This is a genomic window from Sulfitobacter sp. M85 (assembly GCF_029285915.1).
Lineage (GTDB): Bacteria > Pseudomonadota > Alphaproteobacteria > Rhodobacterales > Rhodobacteraceae > Sulfitobacter > Sulfitobacter faviae.
This window is the reverse complement of the sequence record NZ_JABECQ010000003.1, coordinates 387,618-408,798: the sequence shown is the minus strand read 5'-3', so window position 1 is coordinate 408,798 and position 21,181 is coordinate 387,618. Positions and strand designations below refer to the sequence as shown.

The window sequence follows — 21,181 nt, the reverse complement described above, 5'->3', positions numbered from 1 at the left end:
GGATCATTCGGTCAGCGAGGTGATGCTATCCGCCGAACCCGCCGTGCCAGTGATGGCCGAGATTACCTTGCTCCACTGGGTGAAGGGCGCTTCGGTCACATAGATCGTGTCGCCGTCGCGGATCACGAAATCGCGGGCCATGAACATGCCGTTGGGCTTGGTCAGGTCGGTCACATAGACCATGCGCTGCGCGCCGGTCAGATCGCTGCGGCCCAGCACCTGTTCGGCGACTTCCTCAGGCTCATTGCGGAACACGAAGACGCCGGTGGGGTCGGCCGAGAGGGGGCTGAGCCCGCCCACCTGCGCGATGCCTTCCAAAAGCGAGAGGTTTTGCGATTCAAAGGGCACGCGGGCCTGTCCGCCGGTGGCGCCAAGCGCGGTGAAAGAGCGGGTGTCTTCCTCGACCAAAATCCGGTCGCCCGGGCGCAGGGCGATGTCGAGTTCGGGGTGGTCATAGAGGTCTTGGAACCAAATCTTACCGCGCTGCCCGCCGCGGATGACGGTGACCTGCGCGATTTCGGGGATGATGGTCACACCGCCCGCGCGTGCCAGCATGGCGGCCAGCGTGCGGGTCGGACGCTCGATCGGGTAGACGCCCTGCGCCCCGATGGAACCGATGAGCGAGACGGTCGAGCCGTCACCGGCGGCGCGGCGCACTTCGACCTGCGGGTCGGGGGTCTGCTCGCCGAGCTTGTTGGTGATGATGCGGCGGATCGCCTCGGGCGTGTTGCCCGCAGCGCGAATGCGGCCCGCGTAGGGGATAAAGATAAAGCCCGCGCCGTCGACCTGCACCTCTTCCAGCATCGTGGCTGGCGCGCCTTCGACGCCGAGAAGCGGATCGTCCACGTTCTCATAAACCGTGATGCCAAGGATGTCGCCCGGCTGGATCGTGTCGGAACCGACCCGGCCCGCGTTCTTGAAGCTTTCCGAAAAGCCAAGCGCCGGGGCCACAGCGGTGGCGCGGGTCACACGGTCATTCACGCTGACGACAAAGGCATCGCCTTCGCGCTGAACAGAGCCTGCATAGATTTGCCGTTTGTTCGGTCCGACCTGCGGCAAACCACATGATGAGACGACGGCCACCGCCGCCAGCGCTGCGATGGGGCGCGCCCACCGGAAAGATACGGATTTCACTGCCCGGTCTCCTCGACCTGAAATATCTGCCTCGAAATCGCCAATTGTCTTGACGTATTACTTTACAACTTAGCGCAGCCTAGCGAAAAAATCTACAGGGCGGAATGGGTTAACTCAGGTGACGACCCGCAACTGTTGCCGAGGGGCCGCGGTGCCCTGTTCCAGTGCGTCATAGGGATCCTCGGTGGCGAGCATCATATCGACCACTTGGCGCAGCAATTGCCGCCGCCCGCGTGCGGCATAGAAACCGCCGGGAACCTGGGAGGTTTCAAGCAGATAGCGGCGGTAATCCTTATAGGCGCGGTTGTCGGGGCGGTTGGCGGTGGCAAAGAATTCCGGCAGCGGCTGGTCCGAGACAAACTCAGGCTGGGAATAGACCGCGCGGCCAAAGACCTTGAGGGGGATGCCGCGCCAGAGCACCTGTTGCCCGGCGGTGGAATTCACCGTGACAGCACTCCGGGTGTCATTGAGAAGCTGTGCCAGCTTGCCGCCGCGCACGAAATGGACCCGGTCGGAAACCCCATGCGCGCGGGCCAGCCGTTTGACATCGCGCCGCACCGGCACGCGGCCATCCTCCAGCGGATGCGCCTTGATGACGAGGTGGTGATGCTGCGGCGCGCCCTTGGCGAAACCTTCGATCACCAGTTCAAGGAAATCGGCCATTGTGTTGAAGGGCGAATGTTTCTGGAAAGAGGAATCATGCTCCAGTTGCAGCAGCGCCAGATGATAGGGAAAGCCGCCCAGCCGAATCTTCAGCGTGGCCAGCAGGCGGTCGGCGGCCAGCACCGGCATCAGCAAGAGCCGCTTGAGGTAGAGGCGGAATTCCTTGGTGACCGGCAGGCTGCGATGGGGTTTGAAATTGCGGTAGTCGCCGTTTCGGAACATCACGAACCAATGGTAAAGCGCGCCGTAAAAGATGTGGTGGCGCATGTCGCCCCAATGGCCCGGGGGCAGGGGGGCTTCCATGTCTGAGCGGGCGAGGGCGGCCTGCATTTGGGGAATTGTCATCTCCATCAGCCGCGAATTGCCGTTCGATCCGCCGCGTTCATATGTGACCCAATAGGGCCGCATATAGCCCTCCTCGAAGACATGGACGGTGATGCCACGGCGCTTGGCCTCGGCCACCGCTTCGGCGTGGATAGGGCGGGTGTCGCCGTAAAGCACGATGTCGGTGACCTGCTTGTCGTCCAGCAGGCTGGCAAAGACGCCCGGCCAATCCTCGACCCTGCCGCGATAGGGGATGTAGGTCGACGGATGAAACCAAAAGGCCCGGTCGCCCGCGTTGAAGCCCACGCGCCAGACCTCGGCCCCCGCGCGGCGCAGCATCTTGCCCAGACTGTTAAAGAAAGGGCCATGCGGTCCTTGCAGGAACAGGAAGGTTCTGGTCGGGGCGGCGGTCACGGTCATTCTGGTCCTTTGGTGGGGCTTTGCCCTCTTAACCACCATATAATAGGGGCGACAATGTGGCGTCACCCGCTCTTGCCTGTGGCGGTGACCGGGTTTACCACTGCGCGGAACCAGCAAAGGAGCCTACCCCATGTTCACCGGCATTATCACAGACGTTGGCACCGTGACCAAGCTGGAGCAGGAAGGCGACCTGCGCGCGCGCATCCAGACCGGCTATGACACCAGCGGCATCGACATGGGCGCCTCCATCGCCAGCGACGGGGTCTGCCTGACCGTCGTGGGGCTGGGCGAGGATTGGTATGAGGTGCAGATCAGCGCCGAGACCGTGGCCAAGACCAACCTCGGCCAGCACTGGCGCGAGGGCAAACGCGTGAACCTTGAACGCGCCTTGAAGGTGGGTGACGAGTTGGGCGGGCATATCGTCTCGGGCCATGTCGATGGCGTGGCCGAGATCATTGAGATGAAAGACGAGGGCGACAGCACCCGCGTGACCCTGCGCGCGCCCGAGGATCTGGCGCGGTTCATCGCGCCCAAAGGTTCCGTGGCGCTGAATGGCACCTCGCTGACGGTGAATGATGTCGATGGCTGTGATTTCGGCATCAACTTCATCCCGCATACCAAGGAGGTGACGACTTGGGGCGATGCAGGCGTCGGCGATCTGGTGAACCTCGAAATCGACACGCTGGCCCGTTACGTGGCGCGTTTGAACGAGATGTGACGCCGCGCCCTTCGGGGCGCGCTCTGGCCAAGCGGCGCGGGTCAGGCTAAGAGCCGGGCAACAGATAGATGGAAGCAGCCGATGCAATTTGACAAACCCGGACCGGTCGAGACAGGGCTGAGCGATGCGATCTCGCCCATCGAAGAGATCATCGAAGACGCGCGCCAAGGCCGTATGTTCATTCTTGTGGACCATGAGGACCGCGAGAACGAAGGCGATCTGGTGATCCCGGCTGAGTTTGCCGATGCTGCGGCGATCAATTTCATGGCGACCCATGGGCGCGGGCTGATATGTCTGCCGATGACGGCAGAGCGGGTCGATCACCTTGGCTTGCCGATGATGGCGGTGAACAACTCCTCCCGGCATGAAACGGCCTTTACCGTCAGCATTGAGGCGCGTGAGGGTGTCAGCACCGGCATCTCTGCCGCCGACCGTGCGCTGACCGTGGCCGTGGCGATCTCGGAACAATCCGGTTCGGCAGATATTGCCACCCCCGGCCATGTCTTCCCCCTGCGCGCCCGCGATGGTGGCGTGCTGGTGCGGGCAGGCCATACCGAAGCGGCGGTCGATATTTCGCGCCTCGCGGGGCTGCATCCTTCGGGCGTGATCTGCGAGATCATGAAGGACGACGGCGAAATGGCCCGTCTGCCCGATCTGGTGGAATTCGCCGCCGCGCATGGGCTTAAGATCGGCACGATCAGCGATCTCATCACTTACCGCCACAAGCACGACAATCTGCTGGTGGAGCGCGACAGCCGCACCGTGACCTCAGCCTATGGCGGCGATTGGCAGATGCGGGTGTTCTCCGACCAGATCACCGGGACCGACCATGTGGTGCTGACCAAGGGCGACATCTCAACGCCCGAGCCGGTACTGATCCGCACCCATGCGATCAACGCGCTGGAAGATATTCTCGGCCTCGGCCCCAGCCCTGCGGATGAGTTGCCCCGCGCCATGCAGATCATCGCCGAAGAGGGGCGAGGGGCCGTGGTGCTCTTCCGCGATCCTTACCCGCGCCTCAAGCTCGACCCCGAGGATGACGACCGCCCGCGCACGATCAAACGCACCGGTCTGGGCGCGCAGATCCTTTCGACAATGGGGCTGCATGAACTGGTCCTGCTGACCGACAATCCCGACACGCGCTATCTGGGCCTCGACGCCTATGCGTTGGAAATCGTGGGCACCCGGCCCATCACTACGGAGTAATCGCCATGGCATCCGCCGAAGAGCATACCATCCTGCCGCGCCCCAGCTTCGACGAACCGGTGAAGCTGCTGATCGTCGTCTCGCCCTATTACTCGGACATTGCGAATGGCCTGTTGACCGGCGCCAAGGCCGAGTTGGAGGCTGCGGGCGCCAGTTATGAGGTGATCGAAATGCCCGGCGCGCTGGAGATTCCCACCGCCATCGGCATTTCCGACCGGGGCAGCAATTTCGACGGCTATGTCGCGCTTGGCTGCGTCATCCGGGGCGAGACCACGCATTACGAGACCGTCTGCAATGACAGCAGCCGCGCCTTGCAACTGCTTGGCTTGCAAGGGCTTTGCATCGGCAATGGCATCCTGACGGTCGAGAACAAACAACAGGCCGAGGTGCGCGCCGACCCTCAGCGGCAAAACAAAGGCGGTGGCGCGGCCGCTGCGGCCTTGCATCTTATCGCGCTCGCTCGTAAATGGGGCCGCCAGAGCAAGGGCATCGGGTTCAAGCCATTCGGGCAGGACACTTTGATGGCCGGCGACACGGATGGATCAAACATCGCATGACCAGCAACGGGCCTTCGGGCAACCAGAAACGTAAGATGAAGTCGGCCTCGCGGCTCTATGCCGTACAGGCGCTGTTCCAGATGGAGCATTCCGCGCAGACGGTCGATGTCGTGCGTCACGAATTCATCGACCACCGTTTCGGTGCCGTCTATGAGGGCGACGAGATGCAGGAGGGGGATGTTGATCACTTCTCTCGCGTGCTCGAAGATGCGGTGAACTATCAAGCGCCGATCGACCAGATGGCCAACCGCGCCATCGTCGCCAAATGGGCCATTGCCCGGATCGACCCGACCCTGCGCGCGCTGTTCCGCGCCGCCGGGGCCGAGTTCCGCCATGACGACACGCCGCCGCGCGTGGTGATCAAGGAATATGTCGACGTGGCCCATGCCTTCTTCCCCGATGGGCGCGAGCCGAGCTTTGTCAACGCCGTGCTTGACCATATGGCCCGCGAGGCGCGCCCCGAAGCGTTCTAAACGCGCGGGAAAGTGGCCCCGAGGGGGCCATCTACCACATTGATGTCTTGGGAAAGTGACGGGAACCGCGCCTGCCGCTGCTGTTTTATATTCCCGAGGACCTGTATGTACAGGTGGGCGCCAGGTAACCGAACCAGGGCTCGGACAGAGCCAGCTCCCTCGGATTTGCTTAAGGCCACTGGAATGTAACGTTCACGAACAGGGCAGAACCCGTCGACCCCCGATGTAGGGGCCATGGGGGGCTGCGGCAAGGGGGCGGAAGTGGATTTGCAAAACTTCTCTGCCGGTTCAATCGTCGGCGGGGATAAAGCCGTAGCGGCGCAATTCTTCGGGCAGCAGCACATAGATTTCATCGGGTGGCGTGACCAGCGCGTGCTGCATCACCATCGGATCAATGCCCATATCATCAAGGTATCGCATCACCTCACCTTGGCCGCGCTGGATGTCCTCCACGGCGACAAAGGCGGGCAGGATCGTGCTTTCGCCAAAGTAATGTTGATGCACCCCGACCGAGGCGCTCTCGGGCACCGTCCGTGCCGCGCCGGCGGCCAGCAGATAGGGGCAGGCGGAATAGCAGATGTCGCCCTCCCGCAGCGCGGTGTCTAGCGCTTCGCGCCGTAGGTAGCGGCCCAGTTCCAAAGCGTCGCGGACCGATCCGCCGGGGGAATTGAGATAGATTTCCTCGGGCGCGGGGGTCAGTTCGCTCAACTGTTTGACGATCCGCTCCGCATCGCCCGCTTCGATGGCCCCTTCCAGCAGCGCCGCCCGCCCGCCCGAGACGGGGGTGAGCACCAGCCGGTCGGGAAGGGCGGTCTCGGGCATCGGCTGGCCCGGGGTTGGCGCGCGCTCGGGGCGGAAGCGGCGGGTCTGGTCGCCGGGGCGGATCGGCTCGGTCAATTCCGGGGCGCGCGGGCCAAAGCCCGGCAGGCGCAGCCCTGCGCCCAAATCCCCCCAGAACAGCAGCACCGCAAGGCCAAGTTGAAAGATCAGCACGCCGATCAGCACCCGCCCGACAATCGGCTTCCGGTGGGGGGCGTCGGCTTCTGGTGGGGTCTCCTCGCTCATGTGCTTTTGATCGATGTGACGGGGCCGGGGGCCGGTTCTTCGGTCGCATCCGCAGCGGGCGGCGCTTCGGCGGCGGGGCGTTTGTGGGCGGGGCTTTCCTGCATCGCCACATCGACATCGCGCACGGCGGCCAGCGCGGCGCGCAGTTCTGCAAGGGTCAGCGTGTCTTCGACCGCGGCCCCCTCCCGGCCCGAGCGGATCGCCCCTTGGGTGATGGAGAGGATCAGCACCAGCACGGCGGGCAACAGGTCAATCGCGATGGCCCCGGCCCACGAGGGCACGAAATTGCGCGCATAGAGGATCACCGCATCGGCGCTGGAAATCGGCGTATATGTCGTGTCGGCAGCGGGCGGCATGGCCTGCACATCCTGCGCTGCGCGCTCCAATGTCGCTGCACGCTGGGCCAGTACCTCCAGAACCGAAGTGATTGTCGCCCCTTGCGCGCCGCGTTGCTCTTCGTTGCTGCCGTCAAGCTCAGGCAGCACGACGGAGGCCGCCAAATCCTGCGCCGCGCGCTCCACCAGCGGGGCCACGGAAAGCTGCCGCAGCCGGGTGATCAGACCTGCAAGCCGCACGGCCTGTTCGGAAAACTCGACCGAGCGCGCCTGAACTGGGCCGGGCTCCACCGTAAGGGCGCGCATGCGGCTGAGGATCTGGTTCCCCTCGGCGAAGGCGTCATTCACCAGCGGGGTCTGGGTGGCGATCTGCGCCTCCAGCGCGCCCAGTTCTGCCGACTTCTGCCGCAGCACCCGGAACACCGCGCCGCGTCCGGCAAGACCCGACAGGCTGCCAGCGGCCTCTTGCTCGCTCAGGTCTTCAAAGCTTTGTCTGACCCGCGCCACGTCCCGCTCAAGCCCTTGGGCCGACAGGGCAATCTCATGGGTGCGCTCCAACGCGCCTTGGTAGTCCTGCACCGTCTCGGCCAGATGCTGCTCTACCGCCGCCGATCCGGCGAGCGCGGCGGCGTTCAGCCAGCTCGACATCGCGATGATCGCGACGGAGCCGAGCCCCATCGCCCCCAAAAGTCCCATCCGCGCACGGGTGGTGCGCACTGCGGGGAAGAGTCTCAGCAGATAGGACCAGAAGACGAAAATCCCCACCGAGACCGCCACCGAATAGGCGATCGCGGCAAAGGCCGACATGGCGCCGTTGTCATCCAGCAGCGACGAGACGCCAAGGTAGGTGTAAATGCCCGAGGCCACGGCCAAAACGCCAAGCGCCGTGCCCGAGAATGTATCGAGCCATGTCAGGTGGCCCTCCAATTCACGGGCGTAACGCACCCCGCGCGCCTGCGTCTCACTCATCGGTTCGCGTTGTGCCATGGGCCTCCCTCGCTTTGCTGGGGTGATGATAGGGGGTCACGGGGGAATTACCAAACTTTCCGGTGCTGCCCCTTGTGGATGTTCATCAAATGTTCATATTTGTCGCCATGATGGAGAATGACATACGACAACTCCAACCCGGCCAATTACTGGCGCGGGGGGTGATGCGGCATTTGGCCGATCTTGGGTTCGCCTCGGTGGAGGAACTTGTGCCGACGCGCGGTTTGCGGGTCGACGTGATGGCGCTTGGCCCGAAGGGGGAGATTTGGATCGTCGAATGCAAATCCAGTCGCGCCGACTTCATGGGCGACGCAAAATGGGAGGGCTATTTGGAATGGGCCGACCGGTTCTTTTGGGCCGTGGACAGTGAGTTCCCGGTGGAACTGCTGCCCGAGGAAAGCGGTCTCATCATCGGTGACTCCTATGGGGCCGAGATTGTGAGGATGTGCGATGAGACCAAGCTTGCGCCCGCCCGGCGCAAGGTGATGGTGCAGAAATTCGCGACCCATGCCGCCCGGCGCCTGCATCGCCTACGCGATCCCGACATGGCGCCGAACTGGTCTTGAAAGGGGGGGGGTGAGGTTGTTCGCCCATATTCCTAAGGCGGGGCGAACCCGCGTTTAGGCGGCTTAGCGCCCTTTTTTGCCCGCGCGGTTCGCGGCGGCCATGATCTCTTCCGCGATTTCGCGGGCTTCTTCCGGGGTGAAATCCATCGGAATTTCAACGCCGCCGCCTTCGACGAAAAGGCGGACCATGCCCTTGTCTGTCGGGCCGATTTGCAGGTTTGCTTCGATGTCGCGTTCGGTGTCGATGCCCATGGGAGCCTCCGGTTTGGTGGGGCTTATCGCTAGCGCGGCATGGGCGAAAAGGCAAGATATCTTGGCGGGTTGCGGCGCAGGGCAGGGGCCGCGTTGGCCTTAGGTGACGGATGCATCATCACCGTTCTGGAAGAGGGTGTGGTGCCGTTCTGGCGGATCGGGAGATTGCCGCGACGCGCAGCTCGAAGACCGAGGGCGGAATCGCCGCGTCATCCACCCGCGTTTCCCGCATGAGTGCCGATGACACAGGGCGTGCGAAAAATCTGACGGAAACCGGCATTTCTTCTGACTTTGAGGTCTTGCATTCCTCCGCCACGGGCGCTAAATCCGCCCCAGTGCCGCCTTAGCTCAGTTGGTTAGAGCGCTTGATTGTGGATCAAGAGGTCCCTGGTTCGAGACCAGGAGGTGGTACCACCCCCCCCATTTCATTCCATCTGCGCTTTGGGGCGAACTGCCTTTTTGCGGCGCGCGGCATGATGCTGCCAGCGCGCTGGCACCTAACCCATAGTAAATTTTAGATTTTTTGGAACGTTCTGTCCGAGCTTTCGTTGTGACCATAGCAAATAACGAAGAGGAGAGAGACATGAAAACGCTTACAGCCAGCACCCTTGCCCTGACACTCGCAGGCACCGCCGCTTTCGCTGAAACGCATATGACCGACTATTCCAACGTCGACAGCATGCAGATGAACGAAATGCGCGGCGATCTGATCCGGTCGCGCGACATCACCGGCGGTGAGATCTACACCCTCAACGAAGCCGGCGACGAATGGAGCCCGAATACGGCCTATAACGAAATCGGCGCCGATTGGAACGAAATTGGTGAGATCGAAGATATCGTTCTGTCCAAGAACGGCCAGATGGTCGGCATCGTGGCCGAAGTCGGTGGTTTCCTCGATATCGGTGACAAACACGTCATGATCTCGACACCCGATGTGAACCTCGTGGCCGTCGATGACCAGACCTACGCCTATGTCACGCGTCTGAGCGAAGAAGAGCTCGAAGCGCTGCCCGGCGTTGACGAAGGCTTCTGGGACTAATTTAGGCGGTTAACGCTTAAGCTGAATTTTCAGACCCCGGCGTGGAGCCTTCCGCGCCGGGGTTCTTCATGAATGGACTTAGCCCAGCTTCATCACGATGCAGGTGGTGGAGCCTGTGGCATAAAGCTTGCCATCTTCGACGCCGCGAATCTCGCCATGTGCGACACCGGTTGAACGGCCCACATGATCGGTCACCCCGATACAGTCAATTTCCGTCCCCAAAGGCAGGCCACGTAGGATATTAATCTTGTATTCCAAAGTGGTATAGACCGAGCCGCGGGGGATTTTCGTCATCACCGCGCAGGCCATCGCTGAATCGAGCAGCGTGCCATACCAACCGCCGTGCACCGTGCCCATCGGGTTGGTCATGGCAAAGCTCGGCGCGCCGCGAAAGACGATGCGGCCCTCTTCGACCGAATGCAGCGCATAGCCCATGGTCTGGCCGATTGGCGGCCCGGGGTTGGTGCCATCGAGAATGGCCTGCATGAACTCCAGCCCCGAAAGCTTGAGCGCTTCGGATTGGGACAAAAGGTCAGCAGGGCTTTGGGCGATGCGGGGCATGGTCTTCTCCGGCAAGTGAATTTCGCCGAAGGATACGCCCGCGCGGGGCAGGGGCAAGCCCCCCCCCCTGCCAGAGGGGCGGCGCTTACGCGACGTCCGAGAGATCGACCTGCGGGGTCACACCGATGGCGCGGCAGACGTCGCGGGTGAGTTCCGCGCGGTTGAGCGTGTAGAAATGCAGCGCATCCACGCCTTCGTCGATCAACTCGCTGCACAGCTCGGTGCACATGGCTTGGGCCAGCAGGTCGTGCCGGTCATCGCGGATCGCGGCCGCATAGGCTTGGTCGACCCATTCCGGGACCGGCGTGCCGCATTTGACGGCGAACTTACGGGCCGAGGTCCAGTTCACCACCGGCAGGATGCCCGGCGTGATCGGCTTGTCGATGCCTGCTTTCACACAGGCATCGCGGAAACGCAGGAAGGTCTCCGCCTCAAAGAAGAACTGGGTCAGGGCCTCATCCGCGCCTGCGTCGAACTTGCGCTTGAGCCAGTCGATATTCGCCTGCTGGTCCGCCGCTTCGGGGTGCGGGTCGGGGTAGGCGCCCACGCGGATTGTGAATTTGCCGGTTTTCGCCAGCGCCTCGATCAGCTCGCAGCTGTCGGCGAAGCCTTCGGGGTGGGGCACGAACTTGTCGGTGCCCGCTTGCGGGTCGCCGCGCAGGGCGACGATGTCCTTGATGCCTGCTTCGGCGAATTTATCGGCCACGTCGAGCGTCTCCGCCCGGCTGGCGCCGACGCAGGTCAGGTGGCCTGCAACGGGCAGGCCCGAGGTGCGGTGCAGCACATGCGCCGAATCATGGGTGAGATCGCGCGTGGTGCCACCCGCGCCGTAGGTGACAGAGAAGAAACGCGGCGCCAGCGGGGCCAATGCCTGCGCCGCATCCCACAGTTTGAACGCCGCGCCGACGGTGCGGGGCGGGAAGACTTCGAAGGAAACGGCAGGGGTGGTCATTGAGAGATCCTTTTGGCGGTTTCACGTCTTGTCTCACATCTAGGCTTGTGAGACAAACTCATAACATTCATCTTGAACATGAGTAATGCCTCAAATGCACATTGAGTTCCGTCACCTGCGCACAATCAAGGCCATCCACGAGGCGGGCGGCTTGGCCCGCGCGGCGGATCAGATGAATATCACGCAATCGGCGTTAAGTCATCAGGTGAAGGGGTTGGAGGATCAGGCGGGGGTCGAACTCTTTGTGCGGCGTTCGAAACCGTTGAAGCTGTCGCCCGCCGGGCAGCGGCTGTTGAAGCTTGCGCAGCAGGTCTTGCCGCAGGTCGAAGCCTTGCAGGACGAGTTTTCGGGCCTGCGGGCGGGCAGCACGGGGCGGATGCACATTGCGATCGAATGTCACGCCTGTTTCGAGTGGCTCTTCCCGGTGCTGGAACAGTTCCGCCGCCATTGGCCGGATGTGGATGTCGATATCCGCCCCGGTCTCGCCTTTGACGCGCTGCCTGCGCTGTTGCGGGAGGAGGTTGATCTGGTGGTCTCCTCGGACCCTGAGGAACTGCCGGGCGTCGAATTTGTCGAACTCTTTGACTATAATCCGGTTTTCGTGGCCTCTCAGAACCACCCTTTGGCCGAAAAGCCCTTTGTCGAGGCGGCCGATTTTCGCGGGGAGACGCTGATTACCTATCCAGTGGAGCGGACCCGGCTGGACGTGTTCAGCCAGTTGTTGATCCCCACCAAGGTCGAGCCTGCGGCGATCCGGCAGGTGGAACTGACGGCGGTGATCCTGTTGCTGGTGGCGTCCAACCGCGGGGTCTCGGTCCTGCCGGATTGGGTGGTGCGGGAGGTGAAATATTCCTCCGATTACGTCACGCGGCCTTTGACGGCCGAGGGGATTACACGGCGGCTTTATGCAGCGGTGCGGCGGGATGATCTGGGCAAGCCGTTCATGGATGAGTTGTTGAAGCTGGCCGGGCAGGAGGCGCGGAAGTTGCAGCGGGCCTAGGTGATGGCCCGGCGCCTGCGGGTTGCTTCCTGGCCGGGTGCGTGAATGCGTCGTTCCACAAGGCGGAACGACGCATTCCAAAGCTTACTTCACCTTAACGATGGCTTTCCCGGTGTTCCCACCATTCAGCATGTCGATGAAGGCCTGCGGCGCATTCTCCAGCCCTTCGGTGATGTCCTCTTTCACCTTCACGCGACCATCGGCGACCATCGGGGCTACTTCGCGCTGGAACTTCGGCATCTGGTCCCAGTGGTTCGAGATGATGAAGCCGCGCACGGTGAGGAAGTTCACCAAAATCGTCCGCCACAGCCGCGGCGCGGTGAGGCCAGCTCCCTCGGCATCGGCACCCAGTCCGCCCGCGTTATACCATGCGATCATGCCGCAAAGCGGGATCCGGCCATGGGGGTTCATCAGCGGCAGCACCGCGTCCAGCACCTTGCCGCCGACGTTTTCGTAATAGATATCAATGCCATCCGGCGCAGCCTCTTTCAGGGCGGCGCGCAGGGATTTGGCATCGTCATAGGCGCGGTGATCAAGGCAGACGTCAAAGCCGAAATCGCGGGTGGCGATCTCGCATTTCTCGGCTCCGCCTGCGATGCCCACGGTGCGCAGCCCTTTGGCCTTGGCCAACTGCCCTACAATCGAGCCGACGGGGCCGGTGGCGGCGGCCACGACGAGGGTCTCGCCCTCTTTAGGCTGGCCGATGTCGCTCAAACCGTACCAGCCGGTCAGGCCGGGCATGCCCAGCACGCCGAGGGAGGCGGTGATCGGCACGCCTTCGGCGTCGACCTTCTGACACTGTTTCGCCGGGGCGACGCCATGGGTGGCCCAGCCGAAGGCGCCAAAGGCAAAGTCGCCCTCGGCAAAGCTGGGGTCATTGGAGGCGATCACTTTGCCCACACTGCCGCCTTCCATCAGCCCGCCGATGGGCACAGGATCGGCATAGGATTTGGCATCGTCCATCCGGCCCCGCATGTATGGGTCGAGCGACATGTAATGCACTTCGACCAGAATTTCGCCGTCGCCCGGCTGCGGGATATCCGCGCTTTCAAGGCGGAAGTTCTCGGGCGTGGGTGCGCCATCGGGGCGGGAGGCGAGGACGATTCTCTGCATCTGGTCGGACATGGGGTTTCCTTCGTGCTGGTTGCTACAGCGTCCAAGGTGTTCCCTCGCGCTCTGAATGCAACCCGTGAAGCGCGCGAGAATCAATAAGCGGTGCAGGTTTCTGCCCCCTTGGCAATTGCGCTCTTGCGCCCTATACGTCCCGCCTTATCCATCAAAGGGCGCGAACAATGATCGGCAGTGCGAATCTCAACATCATGATCAAGGCGGCACGCAAAGCGGGGCGTGCATTGGTCAAGGATTTCCGCGAGGTCGAGAACCTTCAGGTCTCGGTCAAGGGCGCGGGCGATTTCGTGACCAAGGCCGACATCGGCGCCGAGAAGATCATCAAAGACGACCTCATGGGCGCGCGTCCAACCTATGGCTGGCTGGCCGAAGAGGGGGGCGAGGAAGAGGGCCAAGACCCGACCCGTCGCTGGATCGTCGACCCGCTGGATGGCACGACGAACTTTCTGCACGGTTTGCCGCATTGGGCCATCTCTATCGCGCTGGAGCATAAGGGCGAGATTGTCGCCGGTGTGGTTTTCGACCCCGCCAAGGATGAGATGTTCTTTGCCGAGAAGGGCACCGGCGCATGGATGAACGAAGGGCGCCTGCGGGTTTCGGGCCGTCACCGCATGATCGAGTCGATCTTTGCCACGGGTCTGCCTTTCGGGGGCCGTGCCGATCTGCCTGAAACGCTCAAGGATTTGGGCCGCCTGCTGCCCGTCTGCGCCGGTGTGCGCCGCTGGGGCGCGGCTTCGCTCGATCTCGCCTATGTCGCCTCGGGCCGTTACGATGGCTTCTGGGAGCGTCGTCTGAAGCCTTGGGATGTGGCCGCGGGCATGTTGATCGTCAAAGAGGCTGGTGGCCTTGTCGAGCCGATCCGCCCTGAGCGCAACATCCTGCAACATGGTGAGATCATCTGCGCGAACGAGCCGATCTATTCGACCTTCGCCAAAACGATCCGCGGCTGATTACTCGATCACGACCGTCTGGCGCAATGCGCCGGTCAGCTGGTCAAAGATCAGGATCTCATCCGCATCCGTCACCACCGCATACCAGCCGCGCCCCTGCGTAAACGCTTGGGCGCTGCTGCCATCGGGCAGGGTGATGCTGCGCGGCATGGTCGGGCCCTGATCGCTCAGGCGGGTGACAAGCACGAAGATCAGCACTAGAACCCCGCCAATCATCACGACGGTCAAGACCGTCACCATCCGCCGCAGAAACCGCAGGTTCGCCGGTTCATCAGGGTTGTCCGTGTCCATGTCTCACCGCCGTATTGATTTCATTCTGAACGATAGCCCGCCCGCCCGTCTTGATAAGGCGCTGGCCCGCGATGTGCCAGAGGAAGCGAACCTGTCGCGCACGCGGTTGGGCCGTTTGATCACCGAAGGCGCTGTCACGCTGGACGGTGTCGTGGTCCAAGACCCCCGCGCCAAAGTCGCCGAAGGGCAGGCGGTGCAGATCACGGTCGAAGAGGCGGCGGAAAGCCACATCCTGCCTGAGGACATCCCCCTTTCGGTGGTCTTTGAGGATGACGACCTGATCGTGATCGACAAACCCGCGGGCATGGTGGTGCACCCCGCGCCGGGCTCGCCCTCCGGCACCCTGGTCAACGCATTGCTGGCGCATTGCGGCGATGATCTCTCTGGTGTGGGCGGAATGAAACGGCCCGGCATCGTGCACCGGATCGACAAGGATACCACCGGCCTGCTCGTCGTCGCCAAATCTGATGCGGCGCATCACGGGCTGGCGGCGCAGTTCGAGAAACATACCGTAGAGCGTTATTACCAGACCCTCGTCTATGGGGTGCCGGATGCCAATGACCCGCGCCTGCGGGGCGTCAAAGGCGCGTCTTTCGAGGCGGGGAATATCCTGCGGATGACCACCCAACTGGCGCGGCACAAGACCGACCGCCAGCGGCAGGCGGTGCTGTTTCAAGGCGGGCGGCACGCGGTGACCCGTGCCCGCACGGTTGAGCGTTTCGGCACCCCGCCCGTACTGGCGCTGCTGGAATGCTGGCTTGAGACGGGGCGCACGCATCAAATCCGCGTGCATATGTCCCACGCGGGCCATGGTTTGGTGGGGGATGCGACCTATGGCGGGCGGCGCAAACTGGCCAAGACGGCCTTGCCTGAGGCCACCGCCGAAGCAATCCGTGCCTTCCCCCGCCAAGCGCTGCACGCTGCCGTTCTGGGGTTCGAACATCCGGTGACTGGTGAGAACCTGCGTTTCGAAGCACCGCTGCCGCCCGATATGGCGGCCCTGCTGGACCTGCTGCGCGACGGCCCCACCGCCACATCGGCGTGACCCCGCCGCCCCGCGGAACCGCCTAAGGATCGGTTACGTTTTGTCCACAGAAACTGTGCAGTCATGAACAAAAGCGTGAATGCTTCTGTCTTGAAAGCACGAAGGGGGCCGCCCATATTGCATGTTAAGCGAAATAACATAGGCCCCGATTAAACTGGGGAAAGGGACAAGACATGGCAAATTATGCAAATCTGCCCGCACCAACGCCCGAAGGCGGGCTGAACCGCTATATGCAAGAGATCCGCAAGTTCCCGCTGCTGGAGCCTGAGGAAGAATACATGCTGGCCAAACGCTGGGTCGAAGAGCAAGACACCGAAGCCGCGCATAAGATGGTCACCTCTCACCTGCGCCTCGCGGCGAAGATCGCGATGGGCTACCGCGGCTATGGATTGCCACAGTCCGAGGTGATCTCGGAAGCGAACGTCGGCCTGATGCAGGCGGTGAAACGTTTCGACCCTGAGAAGGGCTTCCGCCTTGCCACCTATGCGATGTGGTGGATTCGCGCCTCGATTCAGGAATTTATCCTGCGGTCGTGGTCGCTGGTCAAGCTCGGCACAACCTCGGGTCAGAAAAAGCTGTTCTTCAACCTGCGTAAGGCCAAGAACAAGATCGGCGCGCTGGAAGAGGGCGATTTGCGCCCTGAAAACGTGAAAGAGATCGCGACCCAACTCGGCGTGACCGAAGATGAGGTCGTCTCCATGAACCGGCGGATGTCGGGCGGGGATGCCTCGCTCAACGCCACCGTCGGGTCCGAAGGCGAAGGCACGATGCAGTGGCAAGATTGGTTGGAGGACGAAGACGCCGACCAAGCGGGCGACTATGCGGAGCGTGACGAGCTGGAAACCCGGCGTGAGATGCTAGCAGAGGCTTTGGACGTGCTGAACGAGCGCGAGAAGGACATTCTGACCCAGCGTCGCCTGTCGGATGAGACGGTCACGCTCGAAGACCTCTCGGCGCAATACGATGTCAGCCGCGAGCGGATCCGCCAGATCGAAGTGCGCGCCTTCGAGAAGCTGCAAAAGCGGATGCGCGACTTGGCGAAGGAAAAGGGCATGTTGGCGGCCAGCTAACGGCTGATCCAGATGATGCAGAGGGCCCCGCTTCTTTGAAGCGGGGCTTTTCTTTATTAAATTCGGGGTTCGATGAGCTGGCTTTCGAGCCTTGCGACTTCTCCGAAACAGGCGCCGATCGTGCCCGACTGCATCGCCCGGGCAGCGGCTTGCAGCACCGCCCGCAGATGCACGATCTGAGGTTCCGGCGCGGTGTCGAAATCACGCAGGGACCATCTGATCAGCCGCCAATAGGCCGCGCGAAAGGCGTCGCTGAGGATCGGATTTTCGATCATCTCCGATAGGGCGTTCAAAAGCCGGGCGCGGATGTCGAAAAACGCCTCGGCATTGTCCAGCGGGGCGAGGTCCATCATGCCCAGAATCCCGGCGAGTGGCATGAAGTGCGCCGGTGGGGCGGGGGAGGGCGGTGCACATTTGCCGGCGGCTTCGATAATCGCCCCAGCCGCGCGAATGTCATTCGCGCGCATGGGCGCGTCCAAAGGGGTCACGACAGACCCTACGCCGGATTTCACGGCGATCATGCGTTCATAGGCCAAGCGTTGCAACGCTTGCCGAATGGGCGTGCGGGACACGCCGAAACGCTGGGCGAGGGCCACCTCATGCAGCATGCCGTCGGCGATGTTCCGGTTCAGGCAGATGTCCGTCCGAAGCGCTTCTGCAATCGCGGCGCAGGATTTGACTTGGGTAGACATTGCCCGGCATCCTTCGTCTGTTCGATTTTACCTATTTAACATGTATACAGGTGCTCCTGCCGTTACTCAAATTCTATGGATGTTTTTATGTCTCATGATGTGCCTTTCTTCGATCCTGAAGCGACCTCGATACGCGCTGTTATCCCCACGCCCCGCGGCGGGCATCTGGCGATGACGGGCTTTCCGGGGCTGTTGACCCATGTCGATGGCAGCGCTTACCTCGATCCTCAACAGATGCGGGAAACCTTGGAAGGCCTGCGCGCGGCTGGGGCGCGTGAGTTGCTGGTTCTTACCGAGGAGGTCGAGCTGTCTGACGGAGCTTTTCCCTTGATTTTAATGACTTCACAGTCTCTTGGCTTAAGGCTCTCTTTCGCGCCGATCGAAGATTTCAACGTCCCTTGCGATAGATTCTTAGCCGAATGGCCTGCACACCGGGTGCGTTTCGAGGCGGCGCTAGAAGCAGGAGAGACGGTTGCCCTTTCCTGCCAATACGGCGCGGGGCGCAGTGGGCTGATCGCGGCGTGGTTGCTGATCGGGGCCGGAATGCCCGCTGCGGAAGCCATCGCCTTGGTGCGCAGTCATTTCCCCGAAGCGATCGAAAACCGGCTTCAGGAGAACTGGCTGCTAGAGGTCGAAAAGGAGAGGTAGACCTCCCTTTCGCATAGGAAATGTGAATAAAGTTTGGCGAATTATACGTTCCCCCCCATTGTCGGCAAGTTCTTGCCCCATTTCTGCCACAATTAAGCCCGACAACATGTATACAGGTTGGGCAAAAGCGGCACCTCAGAGAACGCAAAGGCCCATAGAAAGGGAAGATAAGCGACCAGACGATTAGGAAGAGGATCAGACATGCCAAGCTGCTCACCCGCGCCAGAAACACCCGGCCCCATCACGTCCCTCAATGCAGGTGACATTCTCCGCCGCAAACGCAGCTATGATCCCGTCACCATTGGTCACCCGTCCGATGAATGCCCCGTCACTCTTACCATCTGCGACGCCCGATTTCATAGTGTACATTATGCCCGCGACTTTGGCCGGGTCGAGGCGATGGTTGAAGTGACCTATACCTGCCATCCCGCCGCCATGCCGCAAAGGGTCTACCTGCGCACCAACGTTCCGCTGCGCCCTGCCGGCCAGCGACAAGAGCTTCGCCGACGGCTCATTCAAAGCGCCGTCACCCTGTCCACCCTGCTAAACTGCTTGAATGGAGGAGATACGACCCTGCGTGCTGCTTGACTCACAGCCCAATGCCTAGCAACTGCACCCCCTTTTGGGGGTGTTTATTTGTCTGCGCGCCCCATTTAATAAACCTTGGGGCGGGGGACATATCCCGGGTGAAGCCGTGACATGCCGCCGCTGCGCCCCATATCTCTGGAGTGAACCGCATAAGGAGGGCGCAACATGGCAGGTGGATGGACACGCGATGGCGCGGTGAGCGAGCAGATCGAAGCCTCCATTTCCGACGAACTGGCGCGGTTAAAAGCGCGCCGCGCGCCAGTGGGCGAGAGCCGCACCCATTGCGCGGAATGCCAAGAGCCGATTCCAGAGGCGCGGCGCATGGCGCTGCCGGGGGTAAAGCTTTGTATCGACTGCGTGCGGGAACGAGACGGGCAGGCGCAGATGCGCGGCGGAATTAATCGGCGTGGCTCGAAAGACAGCCAGTTGAAGTGACCTCAAGGCCGTTCTGCCCGCCGTCTGCGGCGAAGGGAGCGCCAGCGCCGAAATAGCCGCACATCCATCGCCGCCACCATGAGGCCAAGCGGCAGCATCCAGAATCCGAGGATCGGCAAGAACCCGAGGATGCCGCCACAGATGAGCAGCAGGCCGAGCGCAAATCTAAATCCGGGCGGCACCCGCCGTTGAATCCAGACAAAGAAGGGTGCGAACCTTTCTTTCATGCGCTCGGCGCGGGACATCAGTCCTCCATCGCTTCCAGTTCGTCGATCATGTCAGAGATCATCGACAGGCCCTTGTCCCAGAAAGCCGGGTCGCTGGCATCAAGGCCAAAGGGGGCGAGCAGCTCTTTGTGGTGCTTCGATCCGCCCGCTTTCAGCATGTCGAAATACTTCTCTTCAAAGCCCTCTTCACCTTCCGCGTAGACGGCGTAGAGCGCGTTCACGAGGCCGTCGCCGAAGGCATAGGCATAGACGTAGAAGGGCGAGTGCACGAAGTGCGGGATATAGGCCCAGAAGGTCTCGTAGCCCTCCATGTACTCGAACGCCGGCCCGAGGCTTTCGGCCTGAACGCTCATCCACAGCGCGTTGATGTCGTCGGGTGTCAGCTCCCCGCCGCGGCGCGCCTCGTGTAGTTTGCACTCAAAGTCATAGAAGGCGATCTGGCGCACGACCGTGTTGATCATGTCCTCGACCTTGCCCGCCAGCAGCACCTTACGCTCGGCTTGGGTCTGAGCCTTGTCGAGCATCTTGCGGAAGGTCAGCATTTCGCCGAAGACCGACGCCGTTTCGGCCAGTGTCAGCGGGGTGGAGGAGAGCATTTCGCCCTGATCGGCGGCCAGCACTTGGTGCACGCCGTGGCCCAGCTCATGCGCCAGTGTCATCACGTCGCGCGGTTTGCCGAGGTAGTTCAGCATCACGTAGGGGTGCACGTCCGTCACGGTGGGATGCGCGAAGGCCCCGGGCGCCTTGCCGGGTTTCACGCCCGCGTCGATCCAGCCCTTGGTGAAGAACGGCTTGGCCAGTTCGCCCATGCGCGGATCGAAGGCGTTGTAGGCCTCCATCACAGTCGCTTCGGCCTGCGCCCAGTCGACGACCTTGGGGTCTTCCATCGGCAGCGGCGCGTTGCGGTCCCAGACCTGCATCACATCAAGGCCCAGCCATTTGCGCTTGAGCTCATAATAGCGGTGGCTCAGCTTCGGATAGGCTTCGACCACGGCGTTGCGCAGGGCCTCGACGACCTCGGGTTCAACGTGGTTGCTGAGGTGACGGCCCGTCTGCGGCGTCTCCATACCGCGCCAGCGGTCGATGACCTCTTTCTCCTTCACTTGCGTGTTGTGCACCCGGGCGAAGGTGCGGATGTTGCGGCCGAGCACATTGGCCAGTTCCCGCGCACCCGCCTCGCGCTTGGCGCGGTCGGGGTCGGTCAGCAGGTTCAGCGTGCCTTCGATGTTCAGCGTCTCGCCCTCGACCTCGAACTCCAGCCCGGCGATGGTCTCATCGAACATGCGCTCCCATGCGTCGCCGACGACGCCGAGGTCGTGCAGGAACTTCTCCATCTCGTCCGACAGCTGGTAGGGCTTCATCGCGCGGATCCGGTCGAAGACGGGCTTGTAGCGCGCAAGGTCGGGGTTCTCGTCCAGCAGTTTGGCGAGGTGATCGTCAGGCAGCTTGTTGAGCTCCAGCGTGAAGAACACCAGCGGCGTGGTGTAATCGGTGATCTTCTCCTGCATGTCGGACATGAACTTGGCCCGGCCCGCGTCGGTGGTCTGCTGGTAGTAGCGCAGGCCCGCGAAGGACATAATGCGCCCGGCGACCTGATTGATCTTTTCGTTGCGCAGCACGCAGTCGAGCAGACCCTTGGCATCCAGCGTGGCCAGATTGCCTTCGTAATCGGCGGCGAAGCTGGCGCAGGCTTCCTCCAGCCAGTCGAGGTCGCGTTTCAATTCGGGCGCGTCTTCACTGGTATAGAGATCACTCAGATCCCATTCCGGCAGATCGCCAAGGTCTTTGCCCCCGGCGCTGGCGTTGGCATCGTGAAGCGGAAAGGGAAGCTGAAACATCGGTGTACCTCATTTGC

At 62.3% G+C, this 21,181-nt stretch carries 25 protein-coding genes, 1 tRNA gene and 1 other RNA gene; 14 read left to right on the top strand and 13 right to left on the bottom strand.

All coding sequences use genetic code 11. The features are described 5' to 3' along the window. Positions 1-3: 3 nt before the first annotated feature. Complete coding sequence (locus HKX24_RS08205; RefSeq protein WP_197470901.1) at positions 4-1,134, bottom strand: polysaccharide biosynthesis/export family protein; 1,131 nt, start codon at positions 1,132-1,134, stop codon at positions 4-6. A gap of 114 nt (positions 1,135-1,248) precedes the next feature. Continuing rightward, entirely contained in the window at positions 1,249-2,541 is a 1,293-nt protein-coding gene (locus HKX24_RS08200) for a capsular biosynthesis protein (RefSeq protein ID WP_271691738.1), read from the bottom strand. Positions 2,542-2,671: 130 nt separating this feature from the next. Here HKX24_RS08200 and HKX24_RS08195 point away from each other — a divergent pair, with 130 nt between their 5' ends. The 4 genes from HKX24_RS08195 (at position 2,672) to nusB (ending at position 5,495) form a co-directional block, all read left to right on the top strand. Beyond that, entirely contained in the window at positions 2,672-3,259 is a 588-nt protein-coding gene (locus HKX24_RS08195; protein ID WP_209219322.1) for a riboflavin synthase, read from the top strand. 81 nt (positions 3,260-3,340) lie between these two features. Continuing rightward, the gene (ribB, locus tag HKX24_RS08190; RefSeq protein ID WP_067264809.1) at positions 3,341-4,465 is read left to right on the top strand and encodes a 3,4-dihydroxy-2-butanone-4-phosphate synthase; all 1,125 of its coding nucleotides are present in this window, start codon (positions 3,341-3,343) and stop codon (positions 4,463-4,465) included. Between the two features lie 5 nt (positions 4,466-4,470). Continuing rightward, entirely contained in the window at positions 4,471-5,022 is a 552-nt protein-coding gene (locus tag HKX24_RS08185; RefSeq protein WP_271691737.1) for a 6,7-dimethyl-8-ribityllumazine synthase, read from the top strand. Further along, positions 5,019-5,495 (top strand): transcription antitermination factor NusB, encoded by a 477-nt coding sequence (nusB, locus tag HKX24_RS08180; RefSeq protein WP_067264814.1) that lies wholly within the window; start codon positions 5,019-5,021, stop codon positions 5,493-5,495. Before HKX24_RS08185 ends, nusB begins: the two co-directional genes overlap by 4 nt. Before the next feature lie 58 nt (positions 5,496-5,553). Here nusB and ssrS read toward each other — a convergent pair. From ssrS to HKX24_RS08165, 3 genes are all read right to left on the bottom strand, one after another. Then, positions 5,554-5,708: non-coding RNA, 6S RNA (ssrS, locus tag HKX24_RS08175), on the bottom strand. 75 nt (positions 5,709-5,783) lie between these two features. After that, positions 5,784-6,560: a hypothetical protein gene (locus HKX24_RS08170; protein WP_271691736.1), complete on the bottom strand. Its 777-nt coding sequence runs from the start codon at positions 6,558-6,560 to the stop codon at positions 5,784-5,786. Further along, on the bottom strand, positions 6,557-7,882 hold the full coding sequence (locus tag HKX24_RS08165; RefSeq protein ID WP_271691735.1) for a hypothetical protein: 1,326 nt from the start codon (positions 7,880-7,882) through the stop codon (positions 6,557-6,559). Before HKX24_RS08165 ends, HKX24_RS08170 begins: the two co-directional genes overlap by 4 nt. Before the next feature lie 89 nt (positions 7,883-7,971). Here HKX24_RS08165 and HKX24_RS08160 point away from each other — a divergent pair, with 89 nt between their 5' ends. Next, positions 7,972-8,448 carry an MmcB family DNA repair protein gene (locus HKX24_RS08160; RefSeq protein WP_271691734.1) on the top strand — a complete coding sequence of 159 codons (477 nt, stop codon included), beginning with the start codon at positions 7,972-7,974 and terminating at the stop codon, positions 8,446-8,448. Positions 8,449-8,511: 63 nt separating this feature from the next. Here the strand turns inward: HKX24_RS08160 and HKX24_RS08155 are convergent, their stop codons facing one another. Continuing rightward, positions 8,512-8,700, bottom strand: coding sequence for a DUF6324 family protein (locus HKX24_RS08155; RefSeq protein ID WP_209219317.1), 189 nt, complete (start codon positions 8,698-8,700; stop codon positions 8,512-8,514). 337 nt (positions 8,701-9,037) lie between these two features. Between HKX24_RS08155 and HKX24_RS08150 the strand changes: the two genes are divergently transcribed. Continuing rightward, positions 9,038-9,114 (top strand) — tRNA-His (locus tag HKX24_RS08150). Positions 9,115-9,283: 169 nt separating this feature from the next. Beyond that, positions 9,284-9,739: a PRC-barrel domain-containing protein gene (locus HKX24_RS08145; protein WP_271689592.1), complete on the top strand. Its 456-nt coding sequence runs from the start codon at positions 9,284-9,286 to the stop codon at positions 9,737-9,739. Positions 9,740-9,817: 78 nt separating this feature from the next. Here HKX24_RS08145 and HKX24_RS08140 read toward each other — a convergent pair whose 3' ends face one another. Next, the gene (locus tag HKX24_RS08140) at positions 9,818-10,300 is read right to left on the bottom strand and encodes a PaaI family thioesterase (protein ID WP_271691733.1); all 483 of its coding nucleotides are present in this window, start codon (positions 10,298-10,300) and stop codon (positions 9,818-9,820) included. A gap of 85 nt (positions 10,301-10,385) precedes the next feature. Further along, positions 10,386-11,252, bottom strand: a complete 867-nt coding sequence (locus HKX24_RS08135) for a methylenetetrahydrofolate reductase (RefSeq protein WP_271691732.1) — start codon at positions 11,250-11,252, stop codon at positions 10,386-10,388. Between the two features lie 94 nt (positions 11,253-11,346). Between HKX24_RS08135 and HKX24_RS08130 the strand changes: the two genes are divergently transcribed. Continuing rightward, complete coding sequence (locus HKX24_RS08130; protein ID WP_271691731.1) at positions 11,347-12,252, top strand: LysR family transcriptional regulator; 906 nt, start codon at positions 11,347-11,349, stop codon at positions 12,250-12,252. Positions 12,253-12,336: 84 nt separating this feature from the next. Here HKX24_RS08130 and HKX24_RS08125 read toward each other — a convergent pair whose 3' ends face one another. After that, positions 12,337-13,377, bottom strand: coding sequence for an NADP-dependent oxidoreductase (locus HKX24_RS08125; RefSeq protein WP_271691729.1), 1,041 nt, complete (start codon positions 13,375-13,377; stop codon positions 12,337-12,339). Between the two features lie 167 nt (positions 13,378-13,544). Here HKX24_RS08125 and HKX24_RS08120 point away from each other — a divergent pair, with 167 nt between their 5' ends. Continuing rightward, positions 13,545-14,330 (top strand): inositol monophosphatase family protein, encoded by a 786-nt coding sequence (locus HKX24_RS08120; protein ID WP_067264836.1) that lies wholly within the window; start codon positions 13,545-13,547, stop codon positions 14,328-14,330. On the opposite strand, the gene HKX24_RS08115 is transcribed toward HKX24_RS08120, so the two are convergent. Beyond that, positions 14,331-14,621 (bottom strand): DUF6476 family protein, encoded by a 291-nt coding sequence (locus HKX24_RS08115; RefSeq protein WP_271691728.1) that lies wholly within the window; start codon positions 14,619-14,621, stop codon positions 14,331-14,333. Here HKX24_RS08115 and HKX24_RS08110 point away from each other — a divergent pair. Together HKX24_RS08110 and rpoH are read left to right on the top strand one after the other, a co-directional pair. Continuing rightward, positions 14,620-15,666, top strand: coding sequence for an RluA family pseudouridine synthase (locus HKX24_RS08110; RefSeq protein ID WP_271691727.1), 1,047 nt, complete (start codon positions 14,620-14,622; stop codon positions 15,664-15,666). The two genes, HKX24_RS08115 and HKX24_RS08110, sit on opposite strands and share 2 nt — an antisense overlap. Positions 15,667-15,839: 173 nt before the next feature. Then, positions 15,840-16,736, top strand: a complete 897-nt coding sequence (rpoH, locus tag HKX24_RS08105) for an RNA polymerase sigma factor RpoH (protein WP_276153911.1) — start codon at positions 15,840-15,842, stop codon at positions 16,734-16,736. Between the two features lie 56 nt (positions 16,737-16,792). Here the strand turns inward: rpoH and HKX24_RS08100 are convergent, their stop codons facing one another. After that, positions 16,793-17,428 (bottom strand): GntR family transcriptional regulator, encoded by a 636-nt coding sequence (locus HKX24_RS08100; protein WP_271691726.1) that lies wholly within the window; start codon positions 17,426-17,428, stop codon positions 16,793-16,795. A gap of 87 nt (positions 17,429-17,515) precedes the next feature. Here HKX24_RS08100 and HKX24_RS08095 point away from each other — a divergent pair, with 87 nt between their 5' ends. From HKX24_RS08095 to HKX24_RS08085, 3 genes are all read left to right on the top strand, one after another. Next, positions 17,516-18,076 (top strand): hypothetical protein, encoded by a 561-nt coding sequence (locus HKX24_RS08095; RefSeq protein ID WP_271691724.1) that lies wholly within the window; start codon positions 17,516-17,518, stop codon positions 18,074-18,076. A gap of 201 nt (positions 18,077-18,277) precedes the next feature. Next, positions 18,278-18,664, top strand: coding sequence for a hypothetical protein (locus HKX24_RS08090; RefSeq protein ID WP_271691722.1), 387 nt, complete (start codon positions 18,278-18,280; stop codon positions 18,662-18,664). 165 nt (positions 18,665-18,829) lie between these two features. Further along, positions 18,830-19,099, top strand: a complete 270-nt coding sequence (locus HKX24_RS08085; protein ID WP_276153910.1) for a DksA/TraR family C4-type zinc finger protein — start codon at positions 18,830-18,832, stop codon at positions 19,097-19,099. A 2-nt stretch (positions 19,100-19,101) separates the two neighbouring features. Here HKX24_RS08085 and HKX24_RS08080 read toward each other — a convergent pair whose 3' ends face one another. Both HKX24_RS08080 and HKX24_RS08075 read right to left on the bottom strand, forming a co-directional pair. Continuing rightward, entirely contained in the window at positions 19,102-19,344 is a 243-nt protein-coding gene (locus HKX24_RS08080; RefSeq protein WP_067262457.1) for a hypothetical protein, read from the bottom strand. Then, positions 19,344-21,164 carry a M3 family oligoendopeptidase gene (locus HKX24_RS08075; RefSeq protein WP_271691721.1) on the bottom strand — a complete coding sequence of 607 codons (1,821 nt, stop codon included), beginning with the start codon at positions 21,162-21,164 and terminating at the stop codon, positions 19,344-19,346. Before HKX24_RS08075 ends, HKX24_RS08080 begins: the two co-directional genes overlap by 1 nt. Positions 21,165-21,181: the final 17 nt, after the last annotated feature.